23 protein-coding genes, 3 tRNA genes and 1 pseudogene are annotated in these 25144 nt (G+C 63.9%); 9 read left to right on the forward strand and 18 right to left on the reverse strand.

Annotation, left to right across the window (positions count from 1 at the left end):
- From AB4118_RS19795 to AB4118_RS19840, 10 genes and pseudogenes are all read right to left on the reverse strand, one after another.
- The coding region (locus AB4118_RS19795) for a GTP-binding protein (RefSeq protein ID WP_441471810.1) at nucleotides 1–149 on the reverse strand (149 nt) is incomplete at its 3' end.
- Between the two features lie 291 nt (nucleotides 150–440).
- On the reverse strand, nucleotides 441–1127 hold the full coding sequence (locus AB4118_RS19800; RefSeq protein WP_441491372.1) for a hypothetical protein: 687 nt from the start codon (nucleotides 1125–1127) through the stop codon (nucleotides 441–443).
- A 126-nt stretch (nucleotides 1128–1253) separates the two neighbouring features.
- A complete protein-coding gene (gene pncB, locus AB4118_RS19805; protein WP_441491373.1) occupies nucleotides 1254–2546 on the reverse strand; it encodes a nicotinate phosphoribosyltransferase in 1293 nt (430 codons plus the stop codon).
- 958 nt (nucleotides 2547–3504) lie between these two features.
- Complete coding sequence (locus AB4118_RS19810; RefSeq protein ID WP_441491374.1) at nucleotides 3505–4941, reverse strand: HlyD family type I secretion periplasmic adaptor subunit; 1437 nt, start codon at nucleotides 4939–4941, stop codon at nucleotides 3505–3507.
- 119 nt (nucleotides 4942–5060) lie between these two features.
- The gene (locus tag AB4118_RS19815; protein WP_441491562.1) at nucleotides 5061–6773 is read right to left on the reverse strand and encodes a type I secretion system permease/ATPase; all 1713 of its coding nucleotides are present in this window, start codon (nucleotides 6771–6773) and stop codon (nucleotides 5061–5063) included.
- A 600-nt stretch (nucleotides 6774–7373) separates the two neighbouring features.
- Complete coding sequence (locus AB4118_RS19820) at nucleotides 7374–8879, reverse strand: hypothetical protein (protein WP_441491375.1); 1506 nt, start codon at nucleotides 8877–8879, stop codon at nucleotides 7374–7376.
- A gap of 183 nt (nucleotides 8880–9062) precedes the next feature.
- Nucleotides 9063–9543 (reverse strand): annotated as a pseudogene (locus AB4118_RS19825) (DDE-type integrase/transposase/recombinase); the annotation flags it as partial.
- A gap of 82 nt (nucleotides 9544–9625) precedes the next feature.
- Nucleotides 9626–9699 (reverse strand) — tRNA-Gly (locus AB4118_RS19830).
- Between the two features lie 50 nt (nucleotides 9700–9749).
- Nucleotides 9750–9834 (reverse strand) — tRNA-Tyr (locus AB4118_RS19835).
- Between the two features lie 186 nt (nucleotides 9835–10020).
- Nucleotides 10021–10581: an AAA family ATPase gene (locus AB4118_RS19840; protein WP_441491376.1), complete on the reverse strand. Its 561-nt coding sequence runs from the start codon at nucleotides 10579–10581 to the stop codon at nucleotides 10021–10023.
- Between the two features lie 130 nt (nucleotides 10582–10711).
- On the opposite strand from AB4118_RS19840, the gene rlmB reads away from it, so the two are divergent.
- The gene (rlmB, locus tag AB4118_RS19845) at nucleotides 10712–11515 is read left to right on the forward strand and encodes a 23S rRNA (guanosine(2251)-2'-O)-methyltransferase RlmB (protein WP_441491377.1); all 804 of its coding nucleotides are present in this window, start codon (nucleotides 10712–10714) and stop codon (nucleotides 11513–11515) included.
- A gap of 3 nt (nucleotides 11516–11518) precedes the next feature.
- On the opposite strand, the gene AB4118_RS19850 is transcribed toward rlmB, so the two are convergent.
- Entirely contained in the window at nucleotides 11519–12004 is a 486-nt protein-coding gene (locus tag AB4118_RS19850) for a hypothetical protein (RefSeq protein WP_441491378.1), read from the reverse strand.
- A gap of 323 nt (nucleotides 12005–12327) precedes the next feature.
- On the opposite strand from AB4118_RS19850, the gene AB4118_RS19855 reads away from it, so the two are divergent.
- The 5 genes from AB4118_RS19855 to AB4118_RS19875 all read left to right on the forward strand — a co-directional run bounded on the left by AB4118_RS19855 (nucleotide 12328) and on the right by AB4118_RS19875 (nucleotide 16743).
- Complete coding sequence (locus tag AB4118_RS19855) at nucleotides 12328–14004, forward strand: MFS transporter (protein ID WP_441491379.1); 1677 nt, start codon at nucleotides 12328–12330, stop codon at nucleotides 14002–14004.
- 119 nt (nucleotides 14005–14123) lie between these two features.
- Nucleotides 14124–14198: transfer RNA gene (locus AB4118_RS19860), tRNA-Thr, on the forward strand.
- Nucleotides 14199–14284: 86 nt separating this feature from the next.
- Complete coding sequence (locus tag AB4118_RS19865) at nucleotides 14285–14761, forward strand: hypothetical protein (RefSeq protein ID WP_441491380.1); 477 nt, start codon at nucleotides 14285–14287, stop codon at nucleotides 14759–14761.
- Nucleotides 14762–14963: 202 nt separating this feature from the next.
- Complete coding sequence (locus AB4118_RS19870; RefSeq protein ID WP_441491381.1) at nucleotides 14964–15833, forward strand: MBL fold metallo-hydrolase; 870 nt, start codon at nucleotides 14964–14966, stop codon at nucleotides 15831–15833.
- Nucleotides 15834–15969: 136 nt separating this feature from the next.
- Nucleotides 15970–16743, forward strand: coding sequence for an NAD kinase (locus AB4118_RS19875; protein ID WP_441491382.1), 774 nt, complete (start codon nucleotides 15970–15972; stop codon nucleotides 16741–16743).
- An 18-nt stretch (nucleotides 16744–16761) separates the two neighbouring features.
- Here AB4118_RS19875 and AB4118_RS19880 read toward each other — a convergent pair whose 3' ends face one another.
- Nucleotides 16762–17976, reverse strand: a complete 1215-nt coding sequence (locus tag AB4118_RS19880) for a DUF2336 domain-containing protein (RefSeq protein WP_441491383.1) — start codon at nucleotides 17974–17976, stop codon at nucleotides 16762–16764.
- Nucleotides 17973–19040 carry a lytic transglycosylase domain-containing protein gene (locus AB4118_RS19885; RefSeq protein ID WP_441491384.1) on the reverse strand — a complete coding sequence of 356 codons (1068 nt, stop codon included), beginning with the start codon at nucleotides 19038–19040 and terminating at the stop codon, nucleotides 17973–17975. Before AB4118_RS19885 ends, AB4118_RS19880 begins: the two co-directional genes overlap by 4 nt.
- A gap of 137 nt (nucleotides 19041–19177) precedes the next feature.
- Here AB4118_RS19885 and AB4118_RS19890 point away from each other — a divergent pair, with 137 nt between their 5' ends.
- Entirely contained in the window at nucleotides 19178–19675 is a 498-nt protein-coding gene (locus AB4118_RS19890; protein WP_441491385.1) for a MaoC family dehydratase, read from the forward strand.
- A 4-nt stretch (nucleotides 19676–19679) separates the two neighbouring features.
- Nucleotides 19680–20558, forward strand: a complete 879-nt coding sequence (locus AB4118_RS19895; protein ID WP_441491386.1) for an HpcH/HpaI aldolase/citrate lyase family protein — start codon at nucleotides 19680–19682, stop codon at nucleotides 20556–20558.
- A gap of 42 nt (nucleotides 20559–20600) precedes the next feature.
- Here the strand turns inward: AB4118_RS19895 and AB4118_RS19900 are convergent, their stop codons facing one another.
- From AB4118_RS19900 to AB4118_RS19910, 3 genes are read right to left on the reverse strand one after another with little or no spacing between them, the layout of a single operon-like run.
- Entirely contained in the window at nucleotides 20601–20747 is a 147-nt protein-coding gene (locus AB4118_RS19900; protein WP_441491387.1) for a hypothetical protein, read from the reverse strand.
- Nucleotides 20748–20792: 45 nt separating this feature from the next.
- The gene (locus tag AB4118_RS19905; protein ID WP_441491388.1) at nucleotides 20793–21398 is read right to left on the reverse strand and encodes a flavin reductase family protein; all 606 of its coding nucleotides are present in this window, start codon (nucleotides 21396–21398) and stop codon (nucleotides 20793–20795) included.
- 4 nt (nucleotides 21399–21402) lie between these two features.
- Nucleotides 21403–21972, reverse strand: coding sequence for a nitroreductase family protein (locus tag AB4118_RS19910; RefSeq protein ID WP_441491389.1), 570 nt, complete (start codon nucleotides 21970–21972; stop codon nucleotides 21403–21405).
- A gap of 195 nt (nucleotides 21973–22167) precedes the next feature.
- On the opposite strand from AB4118_RS19910, the gene AB4118_RS19915 reads away from it, so the two are divergent.
- The gene (locus AB4118_RS19915; RefSeq protein WP_441491390.1) at nucleotides 22168–23064 is read left to right on the forward strand and encodes a hypothetical protein; all 897 of its coding nucleotides are present in this window, start codon (nucleotides 22168–22170) and stop codon (nucleotides 23062–23064) included.
- A 36-nt stretch (nucleotides 23065–23100) separates the two neighbouring features.
- On the opposite strand, the gene AB4118_RS19920 is transcribed toward AB4118_RS19915, so the two are convergent.
- Nucleotides 23101–23946 (reverse strand): SGNH/GDSL hydrolase family protein, encoded by an 846-nt coding sequence (locus AB4118_RS19920; protein WP_441491391.1) that lies wholly within the window; start codon nucleotides 23944–23946, stop codon nucleotides 23101–23103.
- The gene (locus tag AB4118_RS19925) at nucleotides 23868–25073 is read right to left on the reverse strand and encodes an OpgC family protein (protein ID WP_441491392.1); all 1206 of its coding nucleotides are present in this window, start codon (nucleotides 25071–25073) and stop codon (nucleotides 23868–23870) included. The genes AB4118_RS19920 and AB4118_RS19925 overlap by 79 nt, the downstream gene beginning before the upstream one ends.
- Between the last annotated feature and the right edge of the window lie 71 nt (nucleotides 25074–25144).

The following is a 25144-nucleotide window of genomic DNA, read 5'->3' on the forward strand; positions in this document are numbered from 1 at the left end:
ATCTGGTCATACGCCGTGAACGACGCCCCGCCCGACTCAGCCAGAACCTTCGTGATCGCAGCCGTCAAAGACGTCTTGCCATGGTCAACGTGACCAATCGTTCCGATATTGCAGTGCGGCTTCGTCCGCGCAAACTTCTCTTTGGCCATGACACCTTTTCCTCGACGACGGCCATCCCCGGCCGGAAAACGGGGTCGCATTAGGGGGTTTTGCGCGTCGATGCAAGCTGTGGCGGGCGAGATGACGCCAGCCGCGCACCGCGACACCCCAACCGCATGCGTCCTGCGCTCAGGGCATCGTCACGAGACCGCCGCCCTCAGTGAGCCGGCACTGGAATCTGTTCGCGAGAAAGCTCCCCGTCCGTGGCCTTGGCGAGCAACCGCAAGCCGGCCAAGGCCGGAGCCCCTAAATGCCCCTCACGAACCACGCCCCCGCCACGGCTACTCGCGCAGGAGCCAGGCGGAAAACGACGCGGAGGCACTGTCGATCGCCTCATACGCTGGATCACCCCGGATCTGGTCGGCAATGGCGAGCGCAGCAAACCCGATGAGGATTCCCACGGGCGTGGCAGGCACGACCGCAGTCGATGCAGCCCTGACGCCAGTCAGGTTAGGGTATTGCGTCAGCGGCCGCCCCGTCACCCCATCGAGCACGATCACGTCCGCGCTGAAATTCGCCTGCCCACCGGGAGCTATCAGCGACCTCACCACGACCTTCAGCTTGGCCGCGTGCTTGCCCGAAGGCTGTTCGGTAAAGCGCTTTCGGAAGCTGTCGCGAGTGATCTGCGCCAGCGTGCTGTACATCTGCGTCCGAGCAGCCGCGCTCCGGCTGAGAGCCATGAATTTCTCATCCCACGCAGCCTCCTCCGGCGTCGGCCCATTGCCCGCTCCGGCAGGATCACGCCCCAGGGAAACGGGACGGGTCGATGCCGGCATCTGCGTGCCGGCATAGGCCATTCCAGCCTTCGGCCAGACTATGGCTGTCTGGCCGTCGACGGGCTTTGGCGTTTCGACGATAACGTCGACGATCCTGAGATCGCGTATCTCCGAGAAGGTCAATCCTCGGTCCGGCGTAACGCAGCCGGCAAGCGCCGTGCCCAGAACGGCTGCAAGCAGAAATCGAATCATGGCGTCGAAATGCCCCCTGCGCAAAATGCGACTGGCGGGCGTTAACGATCCCGAAATCATCGCGCCAGTTGAACCAAGGTATTGGGCACGCAGGAAAACCGCCCCCGTGCCGGCACTCGCCTCGCCCTATTGCGAAGATACGGCGTGCGCCCCGAACACCCGCCGATAGCGGCCGACTTCGCCTGGCTCGCCCGAAGCCTTGCCGGGATTGTCGGAGAGCTTCACCGCCGGTTGGCCGTTCACCCGCGTCACCTTGCAGACCAGCGACATCGGATCGAGCGCGCGCGAACCGTCCGGCGAGCATCCGACGAGATCGTTGGTGAGATCGGTGCCCCAGCCGAAGGCCATGCGCACCTTTCCATCGAAATGCTGGTAGACCCGTTCGATCGCGGCGACGTCGAGCCCATCCGAGAAGACCAGCAACTTTTCGCGCGGATCGCGCCCCTTCTCGCGCCACCAGGCGATGATCTGCTCGCCGGCGGCTATCGGCGGGGCACTATCGGGACGGAACCCAGTCCAGTCCGCAACCCAGTCGGGCGCACGCCGCAGGAAATCGGTGGTTCCGAAGGCGTCAGGCAATGCGATCAGCAGATTGCCGCCATAGACCTTGCTCCATTCCTCGAGCACACGGTAGGGCGCACCCAGCATCGTCTCATCGCTGTCTGCCAGCGCCGCGAGCACCATCGGCAGCTCATGCGCGTTGGTCCCGATCGCCTCGAGATCATTGTCCATGGCGAGCAGCACATTCGATGTGCCCGTGAAGCGTGGGCCGAGCCCCTCCTTCAGCGCCTCCACGCACCAGCGCTGCCAGAGATGCCCGTGGCGGCGCCGCGTGCCGAAATCCGAGAGGCGCAGTTCCGGCAACTGCTGCAGACGCTCGACCTTCGCCCACATCTTCGCTTTGGCGCGGGCATAGAGCACATCGAGCGAGAAGCGCTTCTGACCAACCATCACCCGGCGCGCACGCAACTCGTTGATGATCGCCAGGGCCGGCACCTCCCACATCGTGCTGTGCGTCCAGGGGCCGCTGAAATGCAGTTCGTACTGGCCGTCCACCCGCCTGAGCTCGTATTCCGGCAACTGGAATTCGGCGAGCCAGGCCAGGAAATCCGGCGAGAACATCTGCGTCCTGCCGTAGAAGCTGTTGCCCGCGAGCCAGATCAATTCCTTCTTGCTGAAGCGCAAACCGCGGGCATGATCGAGCTGCGCCCTGAGCTCGTTCTCATCGACAAGATCGGCAAGCCGGATATGGCGGGACCGGTTGATCAGCGAGAAGGTGACCTGCACATCCGGATGAAAGCTCCGGATCATCTGCAGCATCAGCAGCTTGTAGAAATCCGTATCGAGCAGGCTGCGAATGATCGGGTCGAGCCGCCAGCCGTGGTTGTAGGTTCTCGTCGCGATATCGGTCAGGGTCATGCGGCGCGCGTGTCCGTGCGGCTGAAGGGCCGAAAAGAACTAGGCGAGATCGCGAGCCTTGAACATCCACCCGAATTCGCGTCGGGGGCGAGCGGCGTGCAGGGCAAGGCCCGGCCGCAGGCAAACGCTCTGCACGCAAATGGTGATCCCGCAGAAGCCAAAACGCGGCGGCCGCGCCATCCTCGCGCTGACGCAAGTCTCGTCGAAGGCGAACCTGCCGGAGGCAGCAATGTGCGGGGTTGAGGGCACCACCAGACATGGCGGGCACCAGTCGACGAGGCAGGCTGGTCAGCGCAGGTCGGCGGGCGGCGTGCGTCCGCCCCTCGGCCAGTTCCTAATAGCGCTTCGCATAATAGCCCGAGGACGAATAGACCGACTGGCATTCAAGCCAGTACATGGATTGAACTGTCCGATTGACAGGAATCGCGCAGACAGGAGCAAGCTGCGCAGCCCTCTCTTGCGTCACCTGGCAGCCCGACAACACAATCCCGCTGGCGATCAGCAGGCATGCCCGTTGAACCGTTCCCATCGTCCTGTCTCCTGTTGCGAGCTATATTCGACAGCTTCGCCGCCAACAGATCCAATTTGTCCTGTTACCCGGCAACGCGACCTCGATAGCCATGCGAGGCACAGTAATTTCTTAGATAGAMGTTTTCTCCGCCGAAGTTGAGGGATCTATCGTTCGATAACTCCACATTTTTTCGATATTCCACGCTGCGGCACCCGCCCGCGCGCCGAAACGTCATCGTGTCCTGTTATCGATAGAGAACAGGCCGGGACCTGACCATCCGGGCCGGACATGGTCCGGCTCGGCTGTCGACCCCGGGCAGACACCAGTCAACGATGACGATGCAGGGCGAACGGAAGGTTATTCTGCTTGTCTTCTATCTTCTCGTCGAGAAGAGCATCAAACCGATCATAGTCGAGGCGAAGCTTTCCGAAAAACTCGCCACCCGTGTCAGCGCTCGATAAAGGCACGTTGCAGTTGATCGGAGATCGGCTTCAGCAGGTAGCTCATCATTGTGCGGCTCCCTGTCTGCATGAAGACCTCCGCCGGCATCCCCGAAACGAGCGGCGAGTCGGCCAACCGGCGACGTTCATCGTTAGGAAGGGCGACCCTCACCGTGAAAAACGGAGCATTGGTCTGCTGGTCGCGGCTGATATCAGCAGAAACATAAGATACGACACCCGTCAGCTGCGGTGTCACACGTTGGTTGAAGGCGGAAAAGCGGATGAACGCCTTCTGACCCGACCGCACCTGGTCGATGTCGTTGGGCTGGAGCCGCGCCTCGACCTGCAGATCGTCGGAATCTGGCACGACTTCCATGACCGTGTCGCCAGCGCGAACGACACCGCCGATCGTGTGCGCGGCAAGCTGGTGAATCACGCCCGAGGTCGGTGCACGAATATCGATCCGGTCGAGGAGGTCTCGCGCGGAAACGCCACGCTCGACGAGCTCGGCCTCCTTGCCCCTGGCCTCGCCGAGTTCCTTCACGACATCGGTCCGAAAGTCCTGATCGATCCGTACGATCTGAAGCTGTGCCTCGCCGATTTTTGCCTTTGTCTCGGCGATTGCCGAGATCAGTTGCCCCCGCTCGCCCTCGATACGTGCGGATTCTCGCTGCAGGGTCGTAAATCGCGTCAGCGGCACAAGCTTCTTGTCATACAGCGTCTTGATTCCAGAGAGTTCGCCCCCGATCAATTCCAGCTGGCTTGCCTTGGACTTGAGCTGGGCATCGAGGCCTGAAATCTCTTCGCCAAGCTGCGCGACACGGCTTTGCAGCAAGTCCTTCTGGCTTTGCCGCGCATTCGCACGAGCCTTGAACAGCGACTCTTCCGACGCCAGGAGCGCGTTGACACCGGTCTCTGCCGATCGCGCGGCCATCTCGGGCGGCGTTTCGATCTGCGCGTGAGCGTCGCGCTCGGCCATCAGCCGTGCAATCCGAACCCGGAATTCATCAAGCTGCTTGCTCACCACCTGGAGACTCGCCCGCGCCTGGGTTGCATCCAGTTGCAGCAGCAGATCGCCAGCGTTCACCCGCATGCCATTATGGACCGGAATCTGCGCGACAATTCCGCCGGTCGGATGCTGGATCGCCTTGACGTTCGATTGAACGACCAGATTGCCGGGAACGGCGACCGCGCCGGCCAGCGGCATCAATGCACTCCACGCACCGATCAAGACTCCGCCACCGATCAAAACCCGAAGGCCAATCCTGAGCTCGCGGTGGAACGCGCGTTCGACCCGCGACGCCAGAGTATCATTCCGGGCATCCGCCGTGCCAGCCGTCAGCTCGGCGCGGCGCCTGTCGATCAATCGGTCACTTGCCGGCGTAGCCGCGGCGTCGCTTCCCCTGGGGGGAACAGTCGATCGGGATGTATCGATATGCAACATTTGCCGTTGAGCTCCATTGGCCGACGCGACATGGGCTGGCACGGGCGCCAACGGCGTCGGGTCGACAGGTGCGATGGGCGGGCTGAGATGCGCCGGAGGCTGCGTGGGGCCACTGCGGTTCACGAGGGAACGACCTCGGCAACCTGTGTCTGGCCAATCTGGTTCGCGCTTGACACTGTCGCAGGTCGGCGCGTTGCCACGGTCTTCTCTGTGTGAACGCGCGCAAAGATCTCGTCGCGGGAGCCGAATGCAACCGTCTTGCCCTCGTGGAGGACCATCGCCATGTTCAGTTCGGAGAGAGCGCTGGGACGATGCGAGATGACGATGACAATGGATTTGTCGCGACGCAGGATCTGAATGGCGCGCGCTAATGCGCCTTCCCCCTCCGCATCAAGATTGGCATTGGGCTCATCGAGCACGACGAGGAACGGATCACCGTAGACCGCGCGCGCCAATCCAATCCTCTGGCGCTGCCCCGCCGAGAGCGACATGCCGCCTTCGCCGATGCGCGTTGAGTATCCCTCCGGCAAACGCAAGATGATGTCGTGCACGCCCGCTATCTGCGCGGCCTTCAAAATGGCCTCGGACGTCGCCTGATCTTCAAATCGGCAGATATTTTCTGCGACGGTGCCGTCGAACAAGGCCACATCCTGCGGGAGATAGCCGACATGACGCCCCAGGTCCTCATTGCGCCACTGATCGATCGCTGCGCCGTCAAGCCGCACCACGCCATTGCTGACCGGCCAAATTCCGACCAGGGCCTTCGACAGCGAGGTTTTTCCCGATGCGCTCGCGCCGAGAAGCGCCAATCCCATGCCCGCCGTGAGCGAAAATGAAATATGCGAGACGATCGCTTTATCCGTGCCTGGTGCGGTAACGGCGAGGTCCTGAACCAGGAGTTCGCGGCAAGGGCGCGGGAGCATCACCGGTGGCGCGGGAGGAGCAGCGGTCACCTTGAGGATTTCGCGCAAGCGGGCAATGCTCTGACGCGCAGCGACAAGTTGTTTCCAGCTGCCAAGCGCCACCTCGACGGGCGCAAGCGCCCGCCCCATCATGATCGACGAGGCAATCATGATGCCCCCCGACGCCTTGTCGGTCACGACGAGATAGGCGCCGATGCCCAACATCCCGGATTGCAGCACGTAGCGGAGAACCTTCGCAGCTGATCCGAGATTGGCATAGACGTCGCTTGCCCGGCCATTTTCGCGCAGACAGCGTTCATTGGCCTGCGACCAACGCGCCGTGAATCGGTCCTGCATTCCAAGCGCCCGGATCACTTCGGCATTTTGCCGGGTCGCATCCGCCAGGACCTGGCGCTGCGCGCTGCTGTCCATGGCGGCCCTGGCTGCGCCACGCGACACGCGCTCGGTCAACACTGTCATCGCAATGATGGCAACGGTCCCAAGCACGGCCGTGACGCCAATCGCCGGATGGAACAGAAACAGGGCGATGATGAAGATCGGGATCCACGGCATGTCCAGGAACGCCGTCGGCCCCATGCCCGACATGAACGCCCGGATCTGATCCAGATCGCGGAGCGGCTGCTGCATCAGGATGGGCTTCACGCCGCGCAGAGGAAGCGTGGCGAGCGCGGTGTGGATCGCTTCCTGCAGGCCCACATCGAACAGCGTTCCGACGCGGGAGAGCATGCGCGAGCGCAGCGCGTCGGCATAGCCTTGAACGAGATAGGCCAGCAGAACCACGAGCGAAAGACCAAGCAAGGTCGCGATGTTGCGGCTCGGGATCACCCGATCATAGACCTGCAGCATATAGAGTGAGCCAGACAGCATCAGCAGATTGATCACGCCGCTGAACACGGCGATTCCGGTCATGCGACGCGCACTGTCGCGCAACCCGCGTGCGACCGGATCGTCAGATGCCGGTATCGAGCGCCCCTCGGACATCGTGCCGGATTGAAATATCTCTGGTCCGTAGCTTTGAGCGAGACTCATGCCTCTTCTGCGCCTTTTTGTCCGGCCGATGCGTGTCGGCGATCACATGTGCTTGACGGGCGATACCGCCCCATTTTCCGGCAAGAATGCGCCGGTTCTCGTCAAGCCGCGCGGCGCGATGAAGCGACCGCCGTGAGCGAGACACAGAGCCGGCTCGGGCAATCCAAGGCAGGTCGGCTAAGTCGAGTTTGCCTGAACGCGGCAGGTTGGCCGTGAGCAGGAGAGGCCATGAAGCGCCGGACATGTCGGAACCACAGACCGGCTTTCAAGGCAAAGGTGTCGTTGCCGTCGCTGAAAGGCGAGAAGACACTTTCGGAGTTGGCGCGGCAGTTTGGCGTCCGCGCCAATCAGATCACGCAATGGCGGGGTCGGCCCCACTTTCGGACGCCAACAATGACGTCCTCCCGTCTGCGGCCGATCGGCCGAGTCGGCTTCCAACACCATGGATGAACCAGGAGTTGGAAGCCTGCCCGCGCGACGTCATCCCCACATGTGATGGAGATGATGTGCCGTATCGACAATCGGTGAATGATGGATGTCGGCTGTCGCGTGATCGTGTGATGAAGGCGGGGCAGCGTCAGCGACCGTACCCGGAGGTGTCGGCGTTGGTTTCGGATCAGCGGCTGCGGTCGCGGGCGCAGTGACCGCCGTCGACAGCACCTCGGCCACGGTCAGACCATCCGGGTTGAAATGGCCGCCGGTTATCGGAATGTTGTTGCCACCCACGTCTGCGGCATTGTCGTGGATGACCTCGGCAGCTGCCGTGACCAGGGCAGCATCGCCGGTCTTGAGACCTTTGATCATCGCATCGACTTCGGCCCCGAGCGTGCTGCTCGGTGTCAATTCATTGTCGAAGCGTGCCCCGAAGATCCCACCCTGCGCCAGATCGAACTTGGTTGCGTTCTTTTCGAACGTTTGAAACTCGTTGATCAGGGCACTGATCGCATGCGTATCGCCCGATCCGACGAGTTGTTCTGCCCGCTGGCCCAGCGAGTTGCCTTGCGCGATGAAGTTGGCCCAGAAAGCCGTTTGAGCGGCATTGTCCTGATATCTCGGGGTTGGATTGAGAGCGTCAGGAAATTGGGAAAAGCCCGATACGCCTCCCTGGTTGGCCATACCAGCCAGATTTGCATCCCCCTGGATGATATCGATCATGTCCAGGATATTGTCGTTGCTGCCCCGGCCGGCGTCCGGGTCGATGCCAGCCTGGTTGATATAGGTGATTTCGAGTTGCGCCTGTCTCATGACGGTGTCGGCATGAATGCCGGTGAGACCCTCGAACTGCGTGGGCTGCTCGTCGATCAAATGCTTGAGGCCGCTGACGACGGCGTTCATGTCACTTGTGATGATCGCCTTGTTGTCCGAATTGACACCGCCGAGAATGCGATTGGCAGCATCGTTGAAGATGGCACCGATCTCGGCCAGGGTGGCATGAGGCGCAGTCGCCGCAGTCACGCCGTCGGGGAGCGTCTCCGGCGCCGCGAGAAATCCGGTCGCGCCATTCTGCGTGGCCAAGGTCGAAAGCGTGTGATCGTTATTGACGGTATCGAGGATGTCGAGATGGCTTGCACGTAGAGCGGCCTCGGCATTTGCGACGCTGCCGAATGATCCGCCGCCATTCACGGATGCTGTCGCGGCCGAAAGCGCGGTCGTGATGTCGGACAAGACCGTCTGGATGTGCGTGAGCGTATCGCCGGAAAATTGACCTGCCTTTATCTCGGACTGGAGACCGCTCTCCACCGATTTGAGGTCGTCCACATATCGCACCACGCTGCCATGGCCTTGGCCGCCTTCCTCGACTGCGTTTTGCCATAGGCCGCCAACGAGCGCGCGGGTCGCGTCGTTGAACGTGGCGCCGAGATCCGAAAATTCCGGAGCAGATGAGGTGGGGGGAGTGGGCGTCTCGGGCGGTTGGGGCGGATTGTGATCACCGTGCTGGTGATGGTTGCCGTGTCGTTGATGCGTATCATGCGCGAAGCGAGCCAAGGCGGTCTTCCCTCTCTCTGGGTGCCGTGAGCGATAGCCACGGCTGGGGGAGCGTCGTGTACCAAAACGGTACGAGGCGGCCGGAAGATTGTTTACCTTCATGGCGTCAATCAGCCGAGATCGAGGCTAATCTGCGCAGAAGCAAAGGCGATTGGCCGACGAACTTGTGGCGAGCCAGGTCGGATACCAGCTGATCGAGGCGCGAGCCTCGGACACGCCGCCATAGGCGCGCAGATGGACCTCTTCATCTTTCATCGATCGCCGGAGACGTTAGACGAAGACGTTGGCGCGCCAGGCGTCTCTGCCGTCCATGCTGATCTTGACGCTGGCGCCGATACGCAGAGCGGTGAACTTCCGGCTGGTGAACTGCGCACCTGGTGCGTGTTGGCGATGTCAGGCTTGCCATGGCGAGCCATCGCTTCTTCGACCGTCTCGATGCAGAACGCGACATCCATGGTGATCGAGAACGCCCGGCCAGAACCCGGCGTCTGAACCAATCGACGACAGCCCTCAGGTAGACGAAGCCGCGCGCCATGGGGATGTAGGAGACATCCATCGCCCAGACCTGATTAGGCCGCGTAACCGGCTGCTTGCGCAGAAGGTGGGGGAAGATCTTGTATCCCGGCGCCGGCTTCGAGGTGTTCGGCCGGCGATGAAGCACCTCGCCGTGTTCAGGCAGGAGCTCCACTTATCCGACCTGTCCGGATGCACCGAGCCGGCTCTTCGCCATTCTGAGGCGAGAGTGTTGGAGCGGGTGAAGGGAATCGAACCCTCGTATTCAGCTTGGAAGGCTGCTGCTCTACCATTGAGCTACACCCGCGCCGGGTGCGACACCGCCTGAACGGCGACATCAACATAGACAGGACACGGTGGTGGGGGAAGCAGGACTCGAACCTGCGAAGGCATAGCCAGCGGATTTACAGTCCGCCCCCTTTGCCGCTCGGGACATTCCCCCGCCGTGTCGTGGACGCGCGCCGTGAAGCAACGTTGTCCAAGCGCCTGTTTCACTTTCGTGACGGGCAACAGGTGCGGGCGGACTTATGGTGACCGGGCTCCGGCGTGTCAACGGCAAAAAGCCGGTTCACCCACGTTTCCTTGTATCCGTCCCCAGCCCCTTTCCGGGGCCGGCATGGCCAGAGCCTCAGAAACCAACTGTAATCCAAGCCTCGATGAAATCCGCGCGCGCCTCCACGCTCAACCGCGGTACCTCGCACAGCCGGTAGCCATAATCGTCATAGGCCGCGACCATCGCCTCGTAGGTTCGCTCAGCCTCGGTGAAATCCTGCTTGCGCTCCTCGTCCTGCCCAAAGATCTCGCGCCAGGGCGGCGCGATGAAGACCTCGCTTCGGTAGCGGAACCGTCTTGCCGCGTTGTCCACATGCGCGGGAACACCAAGTCCCGAGAGCCTCAGATAACCCGCGATATCGGGAACCCCTCGATCAAAAATGACCAGCCCGGCCTGCTCCCTCGCAGCCTGATGGGAACGCAGCTCCCAACTCAGCATCAGCTCGGCGAAGAGCTCGCGATCGGCCCAGGGCAATGCCTGTCCCTCGATCGCCGCCTGATCGCGAATGATGGCGCGGCCGGCTTCCGGAGACGTCGCAAATCCTCGCTTTGAGAGCGCCTCGATCAACGTCGTCTTGCCGGAACCGGGCCCACCGGTAATCACGACGAAGCGCTGGATATCCTCGGTCCTAGCCATCCCGTTCCCTCTCAATCCCTCTTGCCTGCGACAGCGTCCGCTGCTGCTCGACACCGAAAATCCGTCGTCCGGGCTGGCAAAGCGCCGCCCGCCGTGGCAGGGCATGGGCCGTCACGCTTCGGAGGTCCCCATGCCCGCGCCGTTCCGCCCCAAGCCGGCCAGGCCCGGCGGCAAGCCCTTCGCACGCCGCGACCGCGATGCCGGCCCCCCGCCACACCGGCCCGGCGATATCGACGAGGCCGTGCTCTACGGCGTCCATCCGGTCATCGAGGCACTTCGCAATCCCAATCGACGCTTTCGACGCCTCCTCGCCACGGAGAACGCCCTGAAGCGGCTGAGCGAGGAGGTCGGCACGCTGCCGCTCGAACCCGAGTTGGTCCGCCCGTCCGAGATCGACCGCCTGCTCACTCCAGATGCCGTGCATCAGGGCCTCTATCTGGTCTGCGATCCCCTGCCCTCGCCTGATCTGGACAGCCTTCCCGACGATGCGATCGTGCTCGCGCTCGACCAGATCACCGACCCGCACAATGTCGGAGCGATCCTGCGATCGGCCGCCGCGTTCGGCGCTGCCGCGGTGATCGTCACGATTCGCCATTCTCCGGCAGCAACCGGCGTGCTGGCAAAATCGGCATCCGGCGCGCTCGAGCATGTTCCGCTGATCGCCGTGCGCAATCTCGGCGATGCGTTGGATCAGCTTGGCAAGCGCGGCTTCCAGCGAATCGGCTTTGATTCGGAAGGGGCGACTGCCTTCGACGAAATCGCCTTGCAGCGGCCACTCGTCATGGTGATGGGTGCGGAAGGGAAAGGCCTGCGTCAGCGCAGCCGCGATCTCTGCGACCATCTCGCAAGGCTGGAAGTGCCGGGTGCGATCACCAGCCTCAACGTCTCAAACGCCACCGCGATCGCGCTCTATGCGGCAAGCCGGCGGCGCTGACACTCAGCGCCGGGGCACATTGCGGATGCGGGCGCCGTCCTCGTCGCGGGCATAGCTCCCCTGCTCGCCGACACGGATGATGCGCACAATCGGCCGCTGCCGTGAACCTTCCAGCCGGTAGATCACCGGCTCGGGCGTCGGGGGCTGCGGAATCCCCACCATCACCGGCGTATAATCGCGCGAGCGATCGATAGTCCGCTCTGCCTCGCGCTCCTGCAGGATCACGGTGTCGCGGCCGAAATCGGAGGGGGAATACCAGGGGCCGCCGATGAACCCCGGGTTGCCCAGGAAACGTCGGGCACGATCATGCCGGAATATCGGTCCATTCTGGCGCGCCAAATGCCGAAAGCCAGGAGCCATTCGCGGCGCAAAGGACGGCGGCCCGGCCGGCGCGAAAGCCCTGCCTGACCCAGCTGCCACAACCTCGCTGACCGGGCTCAGGAAAACCAGGAATGCCAGCAGCGGCAACGTTGCATGGATGCGCGGCATCGGCGCGCTCCCCTTCCCCGCATCATGTCGGCCTCGCGCTGACTATAGGACAGTCAGCGCCGCACTGCCAATCCGGGAAAATCCGCCGCGTGCGGGAACGAGGGAAAGACCTCTACGCCTTAAGTCTTACGTCGAACGATGCAAGACCAAGTGCTTGATTGCACAACATTTCGCGTCAGCGCATTCCTGTGCAATTGCCGGATTGGTGCAAGCGAAACTTCACCCGGCAGGCAGTGGCATCGTGTCGCAAGAAATCGAGCCACAGGGAAACGGGCGGCCCGGGGGATAGTCCCGATGCCGGGCATTATTCAGGGGAGAACGCCATGAGCATGGCAGCACAGACATCGGGGGCTGCGGCGACGCGACGCCCCATGACGAAGGAAGAGAAGCGCGTCATTCTCGCTTCGTCGCTCGGCACCGTCTTTGAATGGTACGACTTCTATCTCTACGGTTCGCTCGCCGTGATGATCGGCGCGCATTTCTTCTCGGCCTTCGATCCGAATACGCGCGCCATCTTCGCGTTGCTCGCCTTCGCCGCCGGCTTCCTCGTCCGCCCCTTCGGTGCGCTGTTCTTCGGCCGCCTGGGTGATCTTATCGGCCGCAAATACACCTTCCTCGTCACGATCGTGATCATGGGCGCCTCGACCTTCCTGGTCGGCCTGCTGCCGAGCTACAACTCGATCGGCTGGATCGCACCGGTGATCCTTATCGCGTTGCGCATGCTGCAGGGCCTGGCGCTCGGCGGTGAATATGGCGGCGCAGCGGTCTATGTCGCCGAGCATGCGCCTCCGGGCCGTCGCGGCTTCTACACCTCCTGGATTCAGACCACGGCGACGCTCGGCCTGCTGCTTTCGCTGATCGTCATTCTCGGCATCCGCACCACCATGGGTGAGGCCGAATTTACTGCCTGGGGCTGGCGCATTCCATTCCTGGCCTCGATCTTCCTGCTGGCGATCTCGGTCTGGATCCGCCTGCAGATGCAGGAATCGCCGGCCTTCAAGAAGATGAAGGAAGAGGGCAGCGGCTCGAAAGCACCGCTTTCCGAGGCCTTTGGCCAGTGGAAGAATGCGAAGATCGCGCTGCTGGCGCTGTTCGGCCTCACCGCCGGCCAGGCCGTCGTCTGGTACACCGGTCAGTTCTACGCCCTGTTCTTCATCCAGAGCATCCTGAAGGTCGATCTCTATTCGGCCAACGTGCTGATCGCCTGGTCGCTGATCCTCGGCACCGGCGGCTTCATCCTGTTCGGCTCGCTTTCGGACAGGATCGGCCGCAAGCCCGTCATCCTGGCCGGCTGCTTGATCGCGGCGCTGACCTATTTCCCGCTCTTCGGCGCGCTCACCAAGGCAGCCAATCCCGGCCTCGCCGCAGCCCATGAGAACGTCAAGGTTCAGGTCGTCGCCGATCCTGCCAGCTGCGGCTCGGTCTTCGACCCGGTCGGCGTGCGCACCTTCACCCAGCCCTGCGATGTCGCCCGCCGCACGCTCGCCTCGCAGGCGATCCAGTACACCCAGGTCCCGGCCCCGGCCGGCACCGCGGCCAAGGTCACGGTCAACGGCAAGGATGTCGCGATCGATGCCGGCTTCGCCGCCAACATCGCCAAGGAAGCGGTCGCCGCCGGCTATCCCGCGGCGGGCGACGCCCGGATCGTCAAGACCGGCTTCATGAACGCGCTGTTCAACGCCCAGTCGCTGACCATCATCGGCATCCTGACGATCCTCGTCATCTATGTGACGATGGTCTACGGCCCGATCGCCGCCGCCCTGGTCGAGCTCTTCCCGACCCGTATCCGCTACACCGGCATGTCGCTGCCCTACCATATCGGCAACGGCTGGTTCGGTGGCCTGCTGCCGGCGACCTCCTTCGCCATGGTGGCTGGCACCGGCGACATCTTCTACGGCCTCTGGTACCCGATCGTGATCGCGATGATGACCTTCGTCATCGGCATGCTCTTCGTGCCCGAGACCAAGGATCGCGACATTCTCACCTACGACAACAACTGATCGGCCCATCACCGACAGGTACGAGCCCCGCCTCCCTGGAGGCGGGGCTTTTCTTTGGGCAAGCGGTAACCGATCTTGCCCTCGCCGCGCGCGGCTGGTAACCGCATCTGGCTGACCGGGCCGGATTAGCTCAGCGGTAGAGCAGCGGTTTTGTAAACCGAAGGTCGGGGGTTCAATCCCCTCATCCGGCACCACACATCTCTGGCTCGCTTCGCGCGACCGGTTAGCGGCACGAACGTGCAAGCGATGGTGTGAGAGCCTCCGGGCTGGGCGAACGGCCATGGACAGACGGGAACACTTGCTCGCGCTGGCCGAGCGTTGCGAGACGGCCGAAAAGCCCGATCGCGCGCTCGATGCCGATATCTATGAGGCGCTGGGCTTCACCGTACGGCGCAAGCCGAGCCATCTCGTCGGCCGCCGCACGCCCATGGGCGGCATCTATCAGCAGGGTTCGCTCTGGAAGGCGCTCGGCCTGGTCAGCGCTAATATCGACGTCGCGATCAACCTCCTGCGCCAGAAGGCTCCGGAGTGGAGCTGGAGCCTGCAATGCCTGGCCGAGGAGGATAGCGCTGCCTTCCAGGCCCTGGTCGCGGAATGTTCGGGCAACGCCATGCTCGGCTCATTGGCCCTTTGCGCGGCCATGCTGCGGGCCCTCGCACGTTATGACGGACTGCTGGCTGCCAGCGCCCCTTCGCACGACCAACGCATCCCCGCAGACGGCCAGCGCACCATAAACGCACCGCTCACGGAAAGTTGACCCCGCAACAATCCCGCGCGGTTGAAGCCCCCGAACCGGACGCTAGGCTGCTGCCCAGGCCGAAGACGCGCCTAGGGAGACTGCAATGCCGCCTTTTAGTCCGTCGCGCCGCACCGTGATTGCCGGTGCCGGCGCACTCGCTGTTGCCACCACGTTGGATTTACCCGCCGGGTTCACACCGGCTCAAGCGCAAGGAGCCCCCGTGAATCAGGCCCCCGGATACTATCGCTACAAGATCGGGGACATGGTCCTCACCGCGATCAATGACGGCTTCGCCCGTCGTCCGCTCGAGGGCTTCGTCCGCAATGCCGAACTCGCGGAGGTCAAGGCGGCGATGGCGCAGGCCTTCCTGCCAGCCGATGCCTTGAACATCACCTTTACGACGCTCGCCATCCAGAGCGGCGGAAAGCTCATCCTGATCGATACCGGCAATGGCGATTCGGGCGCGCCGACCTCCGGAACCTGGCTCGCCAATTTCCGTGCCGCCGGTTTCGATCCCAAGGATGTTTCGACGGTCGTCTTCAGCCATTTCCATGGCGATCATATCAACGGCTTCCGCCTGAAGGACGGCACGGCCGTTTTCCCCAATGCCGAGGTCATGGTCCCGGCGGCGGAATGGGCCTTCTGGATGGACGACGCCAAGATGAACGCCGCGCCCGAGGCCATGAAGGGGGCATTTGGCGGCGTGCGCCGCGTCTTCGGCCCTGTCTCCAAGGATGTGAAGCAGTTTGAGGCCGGCAAGGAGATCCTGCCGGGCATCACCGCCATCGCGGCGCCTGGCCATACGCCCGGCCACACCACCTTCGCGCTCAGCTCCGGCACGGCAAGGATGATGGTGATGTCGGACACGACCAACCACCCAGCCCTCTTCGCCCGCAATCCCGACTGGTCCGCGGTGTTCGATATGGATGGCCCGCAGGCTGCCGCCACGCGTCGCAGGCTGCTCGACATGGTCTCTGCCGACAAGATGCAGGTCGCGTTCTACCATGCGCCATTCCCGGCCACCGGCTACATCGCGAAATCGGGCAACGGCTTCGAGCTCGTGCCCGTGCAATGGACCACGTCCATCTGAGGCATGCGGCATCGTCGCGCATCGAGCCGGGGGCGACCCCGGCTCTTTTTATGCCTGCCCTGGCTCGCCCCTTCCGTCACCGCCGTGCTATGCCAACCGCTCCCTGCCCCTGAGCCTGGCTGATCCGGACCCCCTGATGACCGCGCGCTTCGCAGCCATCTCCTTCGTCGCCAGTGAGACGCCAGAGGCCGAAGCCGCGCTGGAGAAGCTCGTCGCGCGCTATGGCAATGCCGATTGCGACAGCGCCGATGTCATTGTGGCGCTTGGTGGCGACGGGCTGATGCTGCAGACGCTGCATCGCTTCATCGGCACAGGAAAGCCGATCTACGGCATGAATCGCGGCTCGGTCGGCTTCCTGATGAACGAGTTCCGCGAGCGAGGCCTGACCAAGCGATTGGAAGCCGCCCATCGCAGCATCGTCCACCCGCTTTCGATGCTCGCGATCGACGAGAATGGCCGGGAATACCGTGCCAAGGCGATCAATGAAGTGTCCCTGCTCCGGCGCTCCTACCAGGCGGCGAAGCTGCGCCTGTCCGTCGATGGCCAGGTGCGGCTGGAGGAACTGATTTCCGACGGTATCCTGCTCGCGACGCCTGCGGGCTCGACAGCCTACAATCTCTCGGCCAATGGCCCGATCCTGCCGCTCGATGCGCCTTTGCTGGCCCTGACTCCGATCGCCGCCTTTCGCCCGCGGCGCTGGCGCGGCGCCCTGCTTCCCGACCAGGCGCAGGTGATGATCGAGGTCCTGGAAGCGCCAAAACGCCCCGTCAGTGCGATGGCCGACCATATCCAGATCGACAATGTCGTCTCGGTCGCGATCGCGATCGACCGCAGCATCGACCTCGTCATGCTGCACGATCCCGGCCACAGCCTGGATGAACGCATCCTGCGCGAGCAATTCGGCTACTGACCAGCCGGCGACGACGCCTCAGGCAGCGTTTCGAAGATCCGCCTCGTCGAGTTCGACGAGCAGGGACGGATCGGCCTCGACCAGCAGGGCGAGCGCCGCATCATCTGCGAACGAATCCGCCATCAGCCGCGCTTCCTCGCGCGCCGCCTCGGCATCGAGCCGCCGCAGCAGACCGTTCAGCGAATCGGCCTCACTGCCTTCGAGGCTCTCGCAGCAGCTCATGACGCTGGCCATGATGGCGCGGTCGATGCCCTGCGTACCGCTCACCCGTTCGAAGCCGGTTATGTTCAATGCGGCGATGGCTGCCGCAAAGGCCGGCAGCAACGAGCCCGGCATGCCGGCCTTGCGATACAGCCCCCGCAAGCTCGCGCCGCTCCTGTCCCGAAGGATCGCCGACACCCGAGCGAGCGGCAGACCGGAAAGGGACGAGAACGCAGCCTCCGCCAGGGCCGGCTCTGCGCTGAGGAGCGAGCGCAGCATCAACCCCGGCGTCAGCCGGCCGTTCTCGCGCAGGCACTCGACGATCGCAGGCGCATCACTGTCTTCGCCGCCTGCTGCGAGTGCGACGGCAACCCGCTCGGTCGACTCGCGCGCCAGCCTTGCGCTGCGCTCCGGCGTCAGCCAGCCGCAGCCGGAGACGAAGCTCGCCAACGCATCCGACATCCGCCCTGCAATGGCCTGGCGTAGTCCTGCGGGCAGATCGTTTCGGGCAAGCAGCGCCTCGCGCAAGGCACCGGAGCCGCCCGCGCGCTCGAACATGCGCTCAAGCGAGAAACTCGGCATCCATGCGCTGCGATTGCCTGCCAGGGCCAGCAGCGCTTCCTCGCAGCCGACTTCGGCGAGTGCTGCCGCAACACTGGTCGGCAGGCACGGCCGCTGTGCGATGGCGCGTTGCGCCAGGGCATCCCCGACGGCAGCCGCATCGACCAGGTCCGCCTCGGACAGCACCGGTGAATGCGCCAGAACCAGTGCATTCACGTCGCTTTGCTCGGCGATGAGGTTGAGGATCAGCGCACGCGGCGCACGCGGGGAGGTCGCGACCTCCTCGGCGATGGCGCGGCGAACCAGGGGCGACGGATCGTCGATCAGCGCGATCAGCGCAGTTTCGGCCTCGCGGCGATCCTCGTCGGACATACCGGAGTGCAAATAGGCGCCCGCAAGCGCGGCTGCGCCGGAGGCACGGGCTTCGGCATTGGCCGTGCGGGCCCAGAGCAGGAAACGGCGAACGATCATGTGCCGCTCCGCTGGACCATGAAGGCGGAAAGATCGAGCGGGGCGCGACGCGGCTTCGCCGTGGATTTGGGTACGGTGTTTCCAGCCTGGGTCAGATCGAGCGGGCGCGATGGCGGCAAGGGAGCAGTTGTAGCAGTCGGTGGGTTCGCGGGCGCCGGTGAGGCGGACGGAGGAGACGGAGCGGCGCCGCTTGCGCCCTGCCGCGGGAAATAGCGGTCGGCCGGATCGAGCGCCGCCAGACGCGAAGCATCGCTACGCGGCGTCGTCCAGAGATTGGCCACCGCCTTGGAGACCGGCTGGCGCGAGCCCTCGGTCGAGAACAGCCCGATCAGCCCCTTGGCCCGGTCAGGCGCCAACGCGGCAGCAATCGGCACCGGCTGGTCAGCGCCGGCCGCGGACTTGACGCTCCCGGTCGTGGTCGCTGCGGCAAGCTGCGTGTTGGCATGGCTCGCCGCCAGCACGCCGTAGACCTCCTGGGCCGTGCGGGCGCGGCCGGCCTTGTCGAAGAAGATGTTGCGATTGGCCGAAGCGGCCTCGGGAAAGTCCTTGGCTGCGCCCCGCGTCGGATCGTTGCCGGCGGCGCGAATGAGGTCGCTCGCGCCGCGCGAGCCGAGCACATGCGCCATGTAGAGTTCGCCGGCATTCGGCTGGCGACCGAGCGTCGAGGCAAGCTGGTCGCGGTTCTTCTGCGTCAGTGCCCCGGCCATGACGGCAGCCACCTGCGGATCATTGCGCAGTTGCAGGATCTTTTCTCGCGTCGCGGCGTCCGGCACGCTGAGCCGACCGGTCTCGTCGGCGCTGATCGCATTGGCGTAATTGGAAAGCCCCTGCTTCGGCCCCTCCTGCTTCACCATGGAAAGCCAGGTCTGCTCGATGAACTGGAACAGCCCGGTGGCGCTCGAGGTCTTGGCCTTCGCATCGGGATCAAGCGCCGATTCGCGCTGCGCCGTCTTCAGCAGGTAATCAAAACCGGCACCGCTCCGTTCGGCGCCGTCGCGAATGGCATTGACGACCGGATTGGCCGGTGCAGTCTCGCGCGTCGTAGGCGTAGTGAACAGGAACATGCAGACTCTCGGGCAGCCCGAGCGCAAGGTGCCGGAGCTCCTGTGGAGACTGCCCCGATTATGGTAAGCGAACCGTTAAACACGCGGAATCACCGAGCCGGCTTGAAGCGCCGGAATGCGGCATTGGAGGAGCGTTCATGACCGAGGTGAAACGGCACAAGCGCGGCGGGATCTATTTCGAGGATTTCCAGGTCGGCGCGGTCATCGAGCACGGGCTTACGCGCACCGTGACCCAGATGGACAACATGCTCTTCTCGAACATGACCTTGAATCCGCAACCTCTTCATATCGATGCGCATTTCTGCGCGACCGAGACGGAGTGGGGCAAGCCGCTGATGAACTCCCTGTTCACGCTGGGGCTGATGATCGGCATCTCCGTCAACGACACCACGGTCGGCACCACCATCGGCAATCTCGGCATGACCGACGTGACCTTCCCTGCCCCGCTCTTCGAGGGCGACACCGTGAACTGCGTCACCGAAATCGTCGGCAAGCGTGAGTCCCGCTCGCGACCCGATGCCGGGATCGTCGAGTTCCACCATCGCGCCTTTAAGCAGGACGGCACCCTGGTCGCCCAATGTCGCCGCCAGGCCTTCATGCGCAAACACCCCGAACCCACGACGATCGCGGTCTGACCGGATGCGTTCGCTCCTTTTCGTACCGGGCGACAGCCCGAAGAAGCTCCAGAAGGGCCTGGAGAGCGGCGCCGATGCGCTGATCCTGGACCTTGAGGATTCCGTCGCACTCGACGGCAAGGCCCAGGCCCGCACCATCAGCCTGGATTTCCTCAAGGCGGCTCGCCAGCAGGCGAAGCGGCCCCTCCTGATCGTGCGCATCAATGCGCTCACGACCGGGCTCAGCGATGCCGACCTCGACATGATCATGCCGGGTGCCCCCGATGCGATCATGCTGCCGAAATCCGAGGGCGGCACCGATGTCTCGCATCTCGCCGCCAGGATCGCTGTTCGGGAGGCCGAATGCGAACTCCCGGACGGCGCGACGCGGATCATTCCGATCGCCACCGAGACCGGAAAGGGCATCTTCGGCCTCGGCAGCTATGCCGGCGCGACCCATCGGCTTGCGGCTCTGACCTGGGGAGCGGAAGACCTGTCCGCTGATCTCGGCGCTGAGACCAACCGCCTGAGCGACGGCTCCTATGCCGATCCCTACCGCCTTGCCCGATCGCTCACGCTCTTCGCCGCCGCATCCTCGCAGGTCGATGCGATCGACACCGTCTTCACAAACTTCCGTGATGCCGATGGCTTTCGCGCCGAATGCATCGCGGCTCGCCGGGACGGCTTCACCGGCAAGATGGCGATCCATCCCGCGCAGGTCCCGGTCATCAACGAGGTCTTCGCTCCAGCGCCTGAGGAGGTCGCCAAGGCCGAGGCCATCATCGCCCTGTTCGCGGCCAATCCGGGCGTGGGCGTGATCGGGCTCAACGGCGAGATGCTCGATCGCCCCCATCTTGTCAGGGCACAGCGCCTGAAGGCGCGGGCTGAGAAGCTGGGTCGATGAACCCCGGAAACCGATTCTGAAGAATCGGTTTCCCAGGTTCGATCAGGGAACGCGGATCTGGCGGCAGTTGCGCTGTGTCGAGGACAGGCAATCCTGCGCCTTCCGCGCGCGATCGAGTCCGAAGAGCAGCCAGATTCCGGCGCCAAGCAGCAGAAGCGTGGCGATGATCGCAAGCAGATTGACGGTCATTCGCCAGTCGTCATCCTCGTCCGGCGGCCGCGGCACGGGCCCTGCTCAGCCGCCGGTCGGGCGGATGATCGAGAACAGGTGGTCGACCTCGGCATAGTCCGCATAGCCGCAGCGGGCGATCGGATGGGCCGCCGCCGTGTCGAAACGTCCGTCCCGGACATAGGCGTCATCCATGAAGATCCCGACGACCTGACCCAGCACCATCCAGCGCGGCACCGGCTTGTCGTCGAGATCCTTGAGCTGCTGGATGGAGAGCAGCTTGCACTCGAGCGCGGCCGGGCTGCCGGCGACACGCGGAGCCTTGACGAATCTTGACTCGGCCATTGCGAGCCCGGAATGCTCGTATTCGCTCGCCCCGCGCGGCAGCGGCGCCGATGTCAGGTTCATCTGCTGCGCCAGTGCCTTGGTGACCAGCGAGCAGGTGAACTCGCCCGTCTCCTCGATGAAGGAAACCGCGTCCTTCTTGTCCTCGGAGGAGAACATCACGATATGCGGCCGCGACGAGACGGCGTTGAAAAAACTGTAGGGCGAGAGATTGATCTCGCCCTTGGCACTCAGCGCCGTGATCCAGCCGATCGGACGCGGCGTCACGATCGCCTTGAACGGGTCGTGCGGCAGGCCGTGGTCCTCGAGCGCGGTCGAGTAGATCATCGGCTCAGGCCCCGTAATGGCTGACGATGTCGGCGAGCACCGGCCGGTCCCGGTCGGCGGGGACGGTTTCGGGCGTTCCGACATGGATGAAGCCTGCCATGCGCTCATCATCAGCGAGGCCGAACGCAGAGAGCACGTCGCGGTCGAACGAAAACCAGTTGGTCAGCCAGGAAGCACCGAAACCCATCGCGTGAGCAGCCACGAGGATGTTCATGCAGACGGCCCCGGCGGAAAGCTCCTGCTCCCATTCCGGAATTTTGACATGAGGCCGCGCACGCGAGACCACGCCGATGATCAGCGGCGCATGGGTCAGGCGCTTCCGCTCGAACGCCACCTTCTCGTCGTCGGCATCAGGATTCCTGGCGCGAAACACCTTTGCGACCACATCGGCAGCCGTCTCGCGGGCAGCGCCCTCGAACAGAACGAAGCGCCACGGCGCAAGCTTGCCGTGATCGGGCACACGCGTGCCAATGGTCAATAGGTCGCGGAGTTGGTCGGCGCTGGGGCCGGGAGCAGACAGGAATTGCGGCGGCACCGAACGGCGCAGCTTGAGCAGGGCGAGCGTATCGGTCATGAGACTTCCGGGCGAGAGAAACGGCCGGCAGAGCCTATGGGGCCGCCAGCGCTATTGGCATCTGAACTAGTGGTTTGCCATGAAGAGGACAAGCAAGCCTGCTCAGACGCGGGCGCAAGGGCGTCAAGGACCATGAGCATGTTTGAATTGGATCGTTTCCAGAGACGGGCCCCGACCAGCGCGCCGTGCGCGCGAATGCTCGCGCGCCTGTCATCGGCTGCCCTCGCGCTGCTCCTCTCCCTAACGGCTGCGATCGCACAGATCGTTCCGCTGTCACCCTCGCCACCGAATATCCCGGAGATCTCCCCCCCGCCGGCGCCGGGAAGCACCGCGACGGTCGGCTCGGCCAATCTCAGCGCCAGCGCGCAATTCGCTAATGACCGCAAGCCGATCCGCTCCGGCCTCGTCTGGCGCGTCCTCGTCGAGTCCGTCGACGGCTCGCCGCCACGCATCGTCGCCCGCTCGAATGATGCGGAACCGGTGTTCTCCCTCGAGCCTGGCTCCTATGTGCTGCACGCGGCCTATGGCTTCGCCAGCGGCACCAAGCGGGTGGTGCTCGGCCCGCAAGGAACGCGCGAACAGATTCCGATCAGCGCCGGCGGCCTCACCCTCGCAGGCTCGATCGGCGAGACACCGATCCAGGCGGCGCAGCTTTCATTCTCGATCTTCGTGCCGTTGCAGGGGAACTCGGAAGGTCGCCTCGTCGGCAATGCCAAGGCAGGCGAGCTGATCCGCTTGCCTGAAGGCACCTATCACGTGGTCTCGACTTACGGCGATTCCAACGCGATCCAGCGCGCGGATGTGACCGTGGAATCGGGGAAGGTCACCGACGCCACCCTGCACCACCGGGCCGCGCGGGTAACGCTGAAGCTCGTCGCGTCTCCCGGCGGCGAGGCCTTCGCCGGCACCGCCTTCAGCGTGCTTACACCCGGCGGCGACGTCATTCGCGAAGCCATCGGTGCCTTCCCGCAAGTGATCCTGGCCGAAGGCGACTACGTGCTGATTGCACGTCAGGAAGGCCAGATCTTCTCGAAGGACTTCAAGGTCGAGAGCGGACTCGATCGCGATATCGAGGTCATCGCCACGAAGTGAACCCGTCCTCCGCCGGGAGGACCGCAGCCGCAATGCTCAGTTGCTGGCGCTGGGAGCTTCCGCGAGGCCGAGCTTGGCCCCTGTCAGCTCGGCGGCAATCCCGTCCGCGATTCTGACGGCGAGGCAGCGATAGCCCGCATCGACCATATGGAGCCCGTCCATGCCAACGAGTTCCTCGGCCGTGAACTGCTTTGATCTCGCCCAGATCTTCATGATGCCGTAGCGCGGGAACACCGCAGCACCCTGCTCCTCCGCGACCTTTGCCAGGACAGCCCGGTAGTCGTCATATTTCGGATAGCGCTCTTCGCGCGGCAGCCAAGGCAGATCGATCAGGACGGTGTCGACATCGGCATCGCGGAGCTTGCGAATTCCCTTCCGCAGGATTTTCGCCAGCTTCTCCTCGCCGATGTCGCGGACGGCGTCGTTGACCGCCGTCTGCCAGATCACCAGCGCCGGCTTCTCTTCCAGGACCTCAGTGTCTATCCGCTGCAGCATGTCATAGGCCGACTGGCCGCCAACACCCTTGTTGACGACCTTGACCTCGGCCTCGGGCAGCCGGCGCTTGAGCTCGGCCTCGAGAACCGCGGGGTAACTGTGGCTGATCTCGCTTGCCCCGGCTCCGGCGGTGGCCGACGAACCGAGCGCAACGATGGTGAGCTTGCCTGTGTCCCGAAGAACCCGCTTGGCGGCCGGCAGCATCGGTTGGAAGGGAAACTGGGCTGCTCCCGAACGGCAGCGCAGATCGGCCCGACCGGCAAGCGTCAGGGGCCCGGCCTGAACGGAACTGGTGACAAGTGCGGTCGTCAGGATTGCGGCGCAGAACTGTGCAGCCCGGAAGCCGGCTTCTCTGCGGAACCACGGAGCGCGTTGGACTGATACCACGACAGGAAATTTCCTAGCACTGTCAGTATGGTAATGCCACCGAGACAAACCAGCAACTGAATGCTCAAGGCGAAATAGGTTTCCGCCAGAATGATCTGTCCGATAATCGCGAGGACGATACCGGTGCAAAAGATCTCAAGGGAATGCCGGCCCAATACTGCAAGTCGCCGCCCAACCACTCCGCAAACCAGCGCCGACTGCGCCGGCACGAAACGCACGAAGAGCCAGGTGAGAGCCGCCAGATGCAGCAGGCGGGTCCAGGCCAGATTGGTCTTGTCACTGCCGATCTGCAGGTTCTCGATCCATTCGTTCAAGGCGGTAATGCCAAACGGATTTCCCGCTGAAACCTTGATGATCAGGGCGAGCCCGACAACAGCAAATGCGAGGGCATCGATGATGGCTGACCTCGGCATGACGACGCCCATCTGCACACCGCGGCCGACCACCACGCCGAGCGTGAAGACGAGCTGCCAGGCGAAGGGATTGAAGAACCAGCCCGGCGTACCCGTATTCGGCAGATTCACCTCGAAAGTGACCGCGACCTGCCAGATCAACACCGAACCCAGGAGCGCCAGCGCAGGATTGAAGCGCACGGCCCGATAGATCAGCGGAAAGGCGGCCAGCAGCACGATATAGAGCGGCAGGATGTCGAGATAATTCGGCTGGTAGGTCAGCGTCAGCGCATCGACCAGTGCCGAGAGCGTGTCGTTGAAGAAGGGCTGGATATTGATCGCCTCGATATAGAGCGGGTTCTGGGTGGTCGTTACAGCCCGCGCCACAACCCCGCAGACGATCACGAAAACTGCGATATGGGCGATGTAGAGCGTCCAGATACGGCCGCCGATACGGAGCGCTCCCATGCCGAGACCACGGCGCTCGATGACCGAGCCATAGGCGAGCGTGGCCGAGACGCCAGCCAGGAGAACAAAGATGTCGGCCGCATCCGAGAAGCCGAAATTATGCGGCATCACGGCAGCAACGACGTTTCCCGGCATGTGATTGATGAAGATGACCAGCAGGGCGAGCCCGCGGACGGCATCGATCCGCATGTCGCGTCCCACCGGTCTCGCAGCCAGCGCACCCGCGCCGCGAAGAAGGTAGTGCCCGAAGGACGGGAAATGCGACACCAGCAGCTTCTCCGGAACGCGAGGAACACGGCCATCGGTGTTTCAGGCCAACCACCCGGACCGCCAAGGCC

Source organism: Allobosea sp. 2RAB26 (assembly GCF_052115465.1).
Taxonomy (GTDB): Bacteria; Pseudomonadota; Alphaproteobacteria; order Rhizobiales; family Beijerinckiaceae; genus Allobosea.

Coding starts and splice junctions, on each gene's coding strand:
- AB4118_RS19910 (WP_441491389.1), bottom strand. CDS start 21,972: ATGACCGATACGCTCGCCCTGCTCAAGCTGCGCCGTTCGGTGCCGCCG.
- AB4118_RS19885 (WP_441491384.1), bottom strand. CDS start 19,040: ATGTTCCTGTTCACTACGCCTACGACGCGCGAGACTGCACCGGCCAAT.
- rlmB (WP_441491377.1), top strand. CDS start 10,712: ATGCCCGCGCCGTTCCGCCCCAAGCCGGCCAGGCCCGGCGGCAAGCCC.
- AB4118_RS19850 (WP_441491378.1), bottom strand. CDS start 12,004: ATGCCGCGCATCCATGCAACGTTGCCGCTGCTGGCATTCCTGGTTTTC.
- AB4118_RS19915 (WP_441491390.1), top strand. CDS start 22,168: ATGCTCGCGCGCCTGTCATCGGCTGCCCTCGCGCTGCTCCTCTCCCTA.
- AB4118_RS19855 (WP_441491379.1), top strand. CDS start 12,328: ATGAGCATGGCAGCACAGACATCGGGGGCTGCGGCGACGCGACGCCCC.
- AB4118_RS19840 (WP_441491376.1), bottom strand. CDS start 10,581: ATGGCTAGGACCGAGGATATCCAGCGCTTCGTCGTGATTACCGGTGGG.
- AB4118_RS19895 (WP_441491386.1), top strand. CDS start 19,680: ATGCGTTCGCTCCTTTTCGTACCGGGCGACAGCCCGAAGAAGCTCCAG.
- pncB (WP_441491373.1), bottom strand. CDS start 2,546: ATGACCCTGACCGATATCGCGACGAGAACCTACAACCACGGCTGGCGG.
- AB4118_RS19810 (WP_441491374.1), bottom strand. CDS start 4,941: ATGTTGCATATCGATACATCCCGATCGACTGTTCCCCCCAGGGGAAGC.
- AB4118_RS19800 (WP_441491372.1), bottom strand. CDS start 1,127: ATGATTCGATTTCTGCTTGCAGCCGTTCTGGGCACGGCGCTTGCCGGC.
- AB4118_RS19905 (WP_441491388.1), bottom strand. CDS start 21,398: ATGATCTACTCGACCGCGCTCGAGGACCACGGCCTGCCGCACGACCCG.
- AB4118_RS19865 (WP_441491380.1), top strand. CDS start 14,285: ATGGACAGACGGGAACACTTGCTCGCGCTGGCCGAGCGTTGCGAGACG.
- AB4118_RS19890 (WP_441491385.1), top strand. CDS start 19,178: ATGACCGAGGTGAAACGGCACAAGCGCGGCGGGATCTATTTCGAGGAT.
- AB4118_RS19900 (WP_441491387.1), bottom strand. CDS start 20,747: ATGACCGTCAATCTGCTTGCGATCATCGCCACGCTTCTGCTGCTTGGC.
- AB4118_RS19880 (WP_441491383.1), bottom strand. CDS start 17,976: ATGATCGTTCGCCGTTTCCTGCTCTGGGCCCGCACGGCCAATGCCGAA.
- AB4118_RS19815 (WP_441491562.1), bottom strand. CDS start 6,773: ATGACCGGAATCGCCGTGTTCAGCGGCGTGATCAATCTGCTGATGCTG.
- AB4118_RS19875 (WP_441491382.1), top strand. CDS start 15,970: ATGACCGCGCGCTTCGCAGCCATCTCCTTCGTCGCCAGTGAGACGCCA.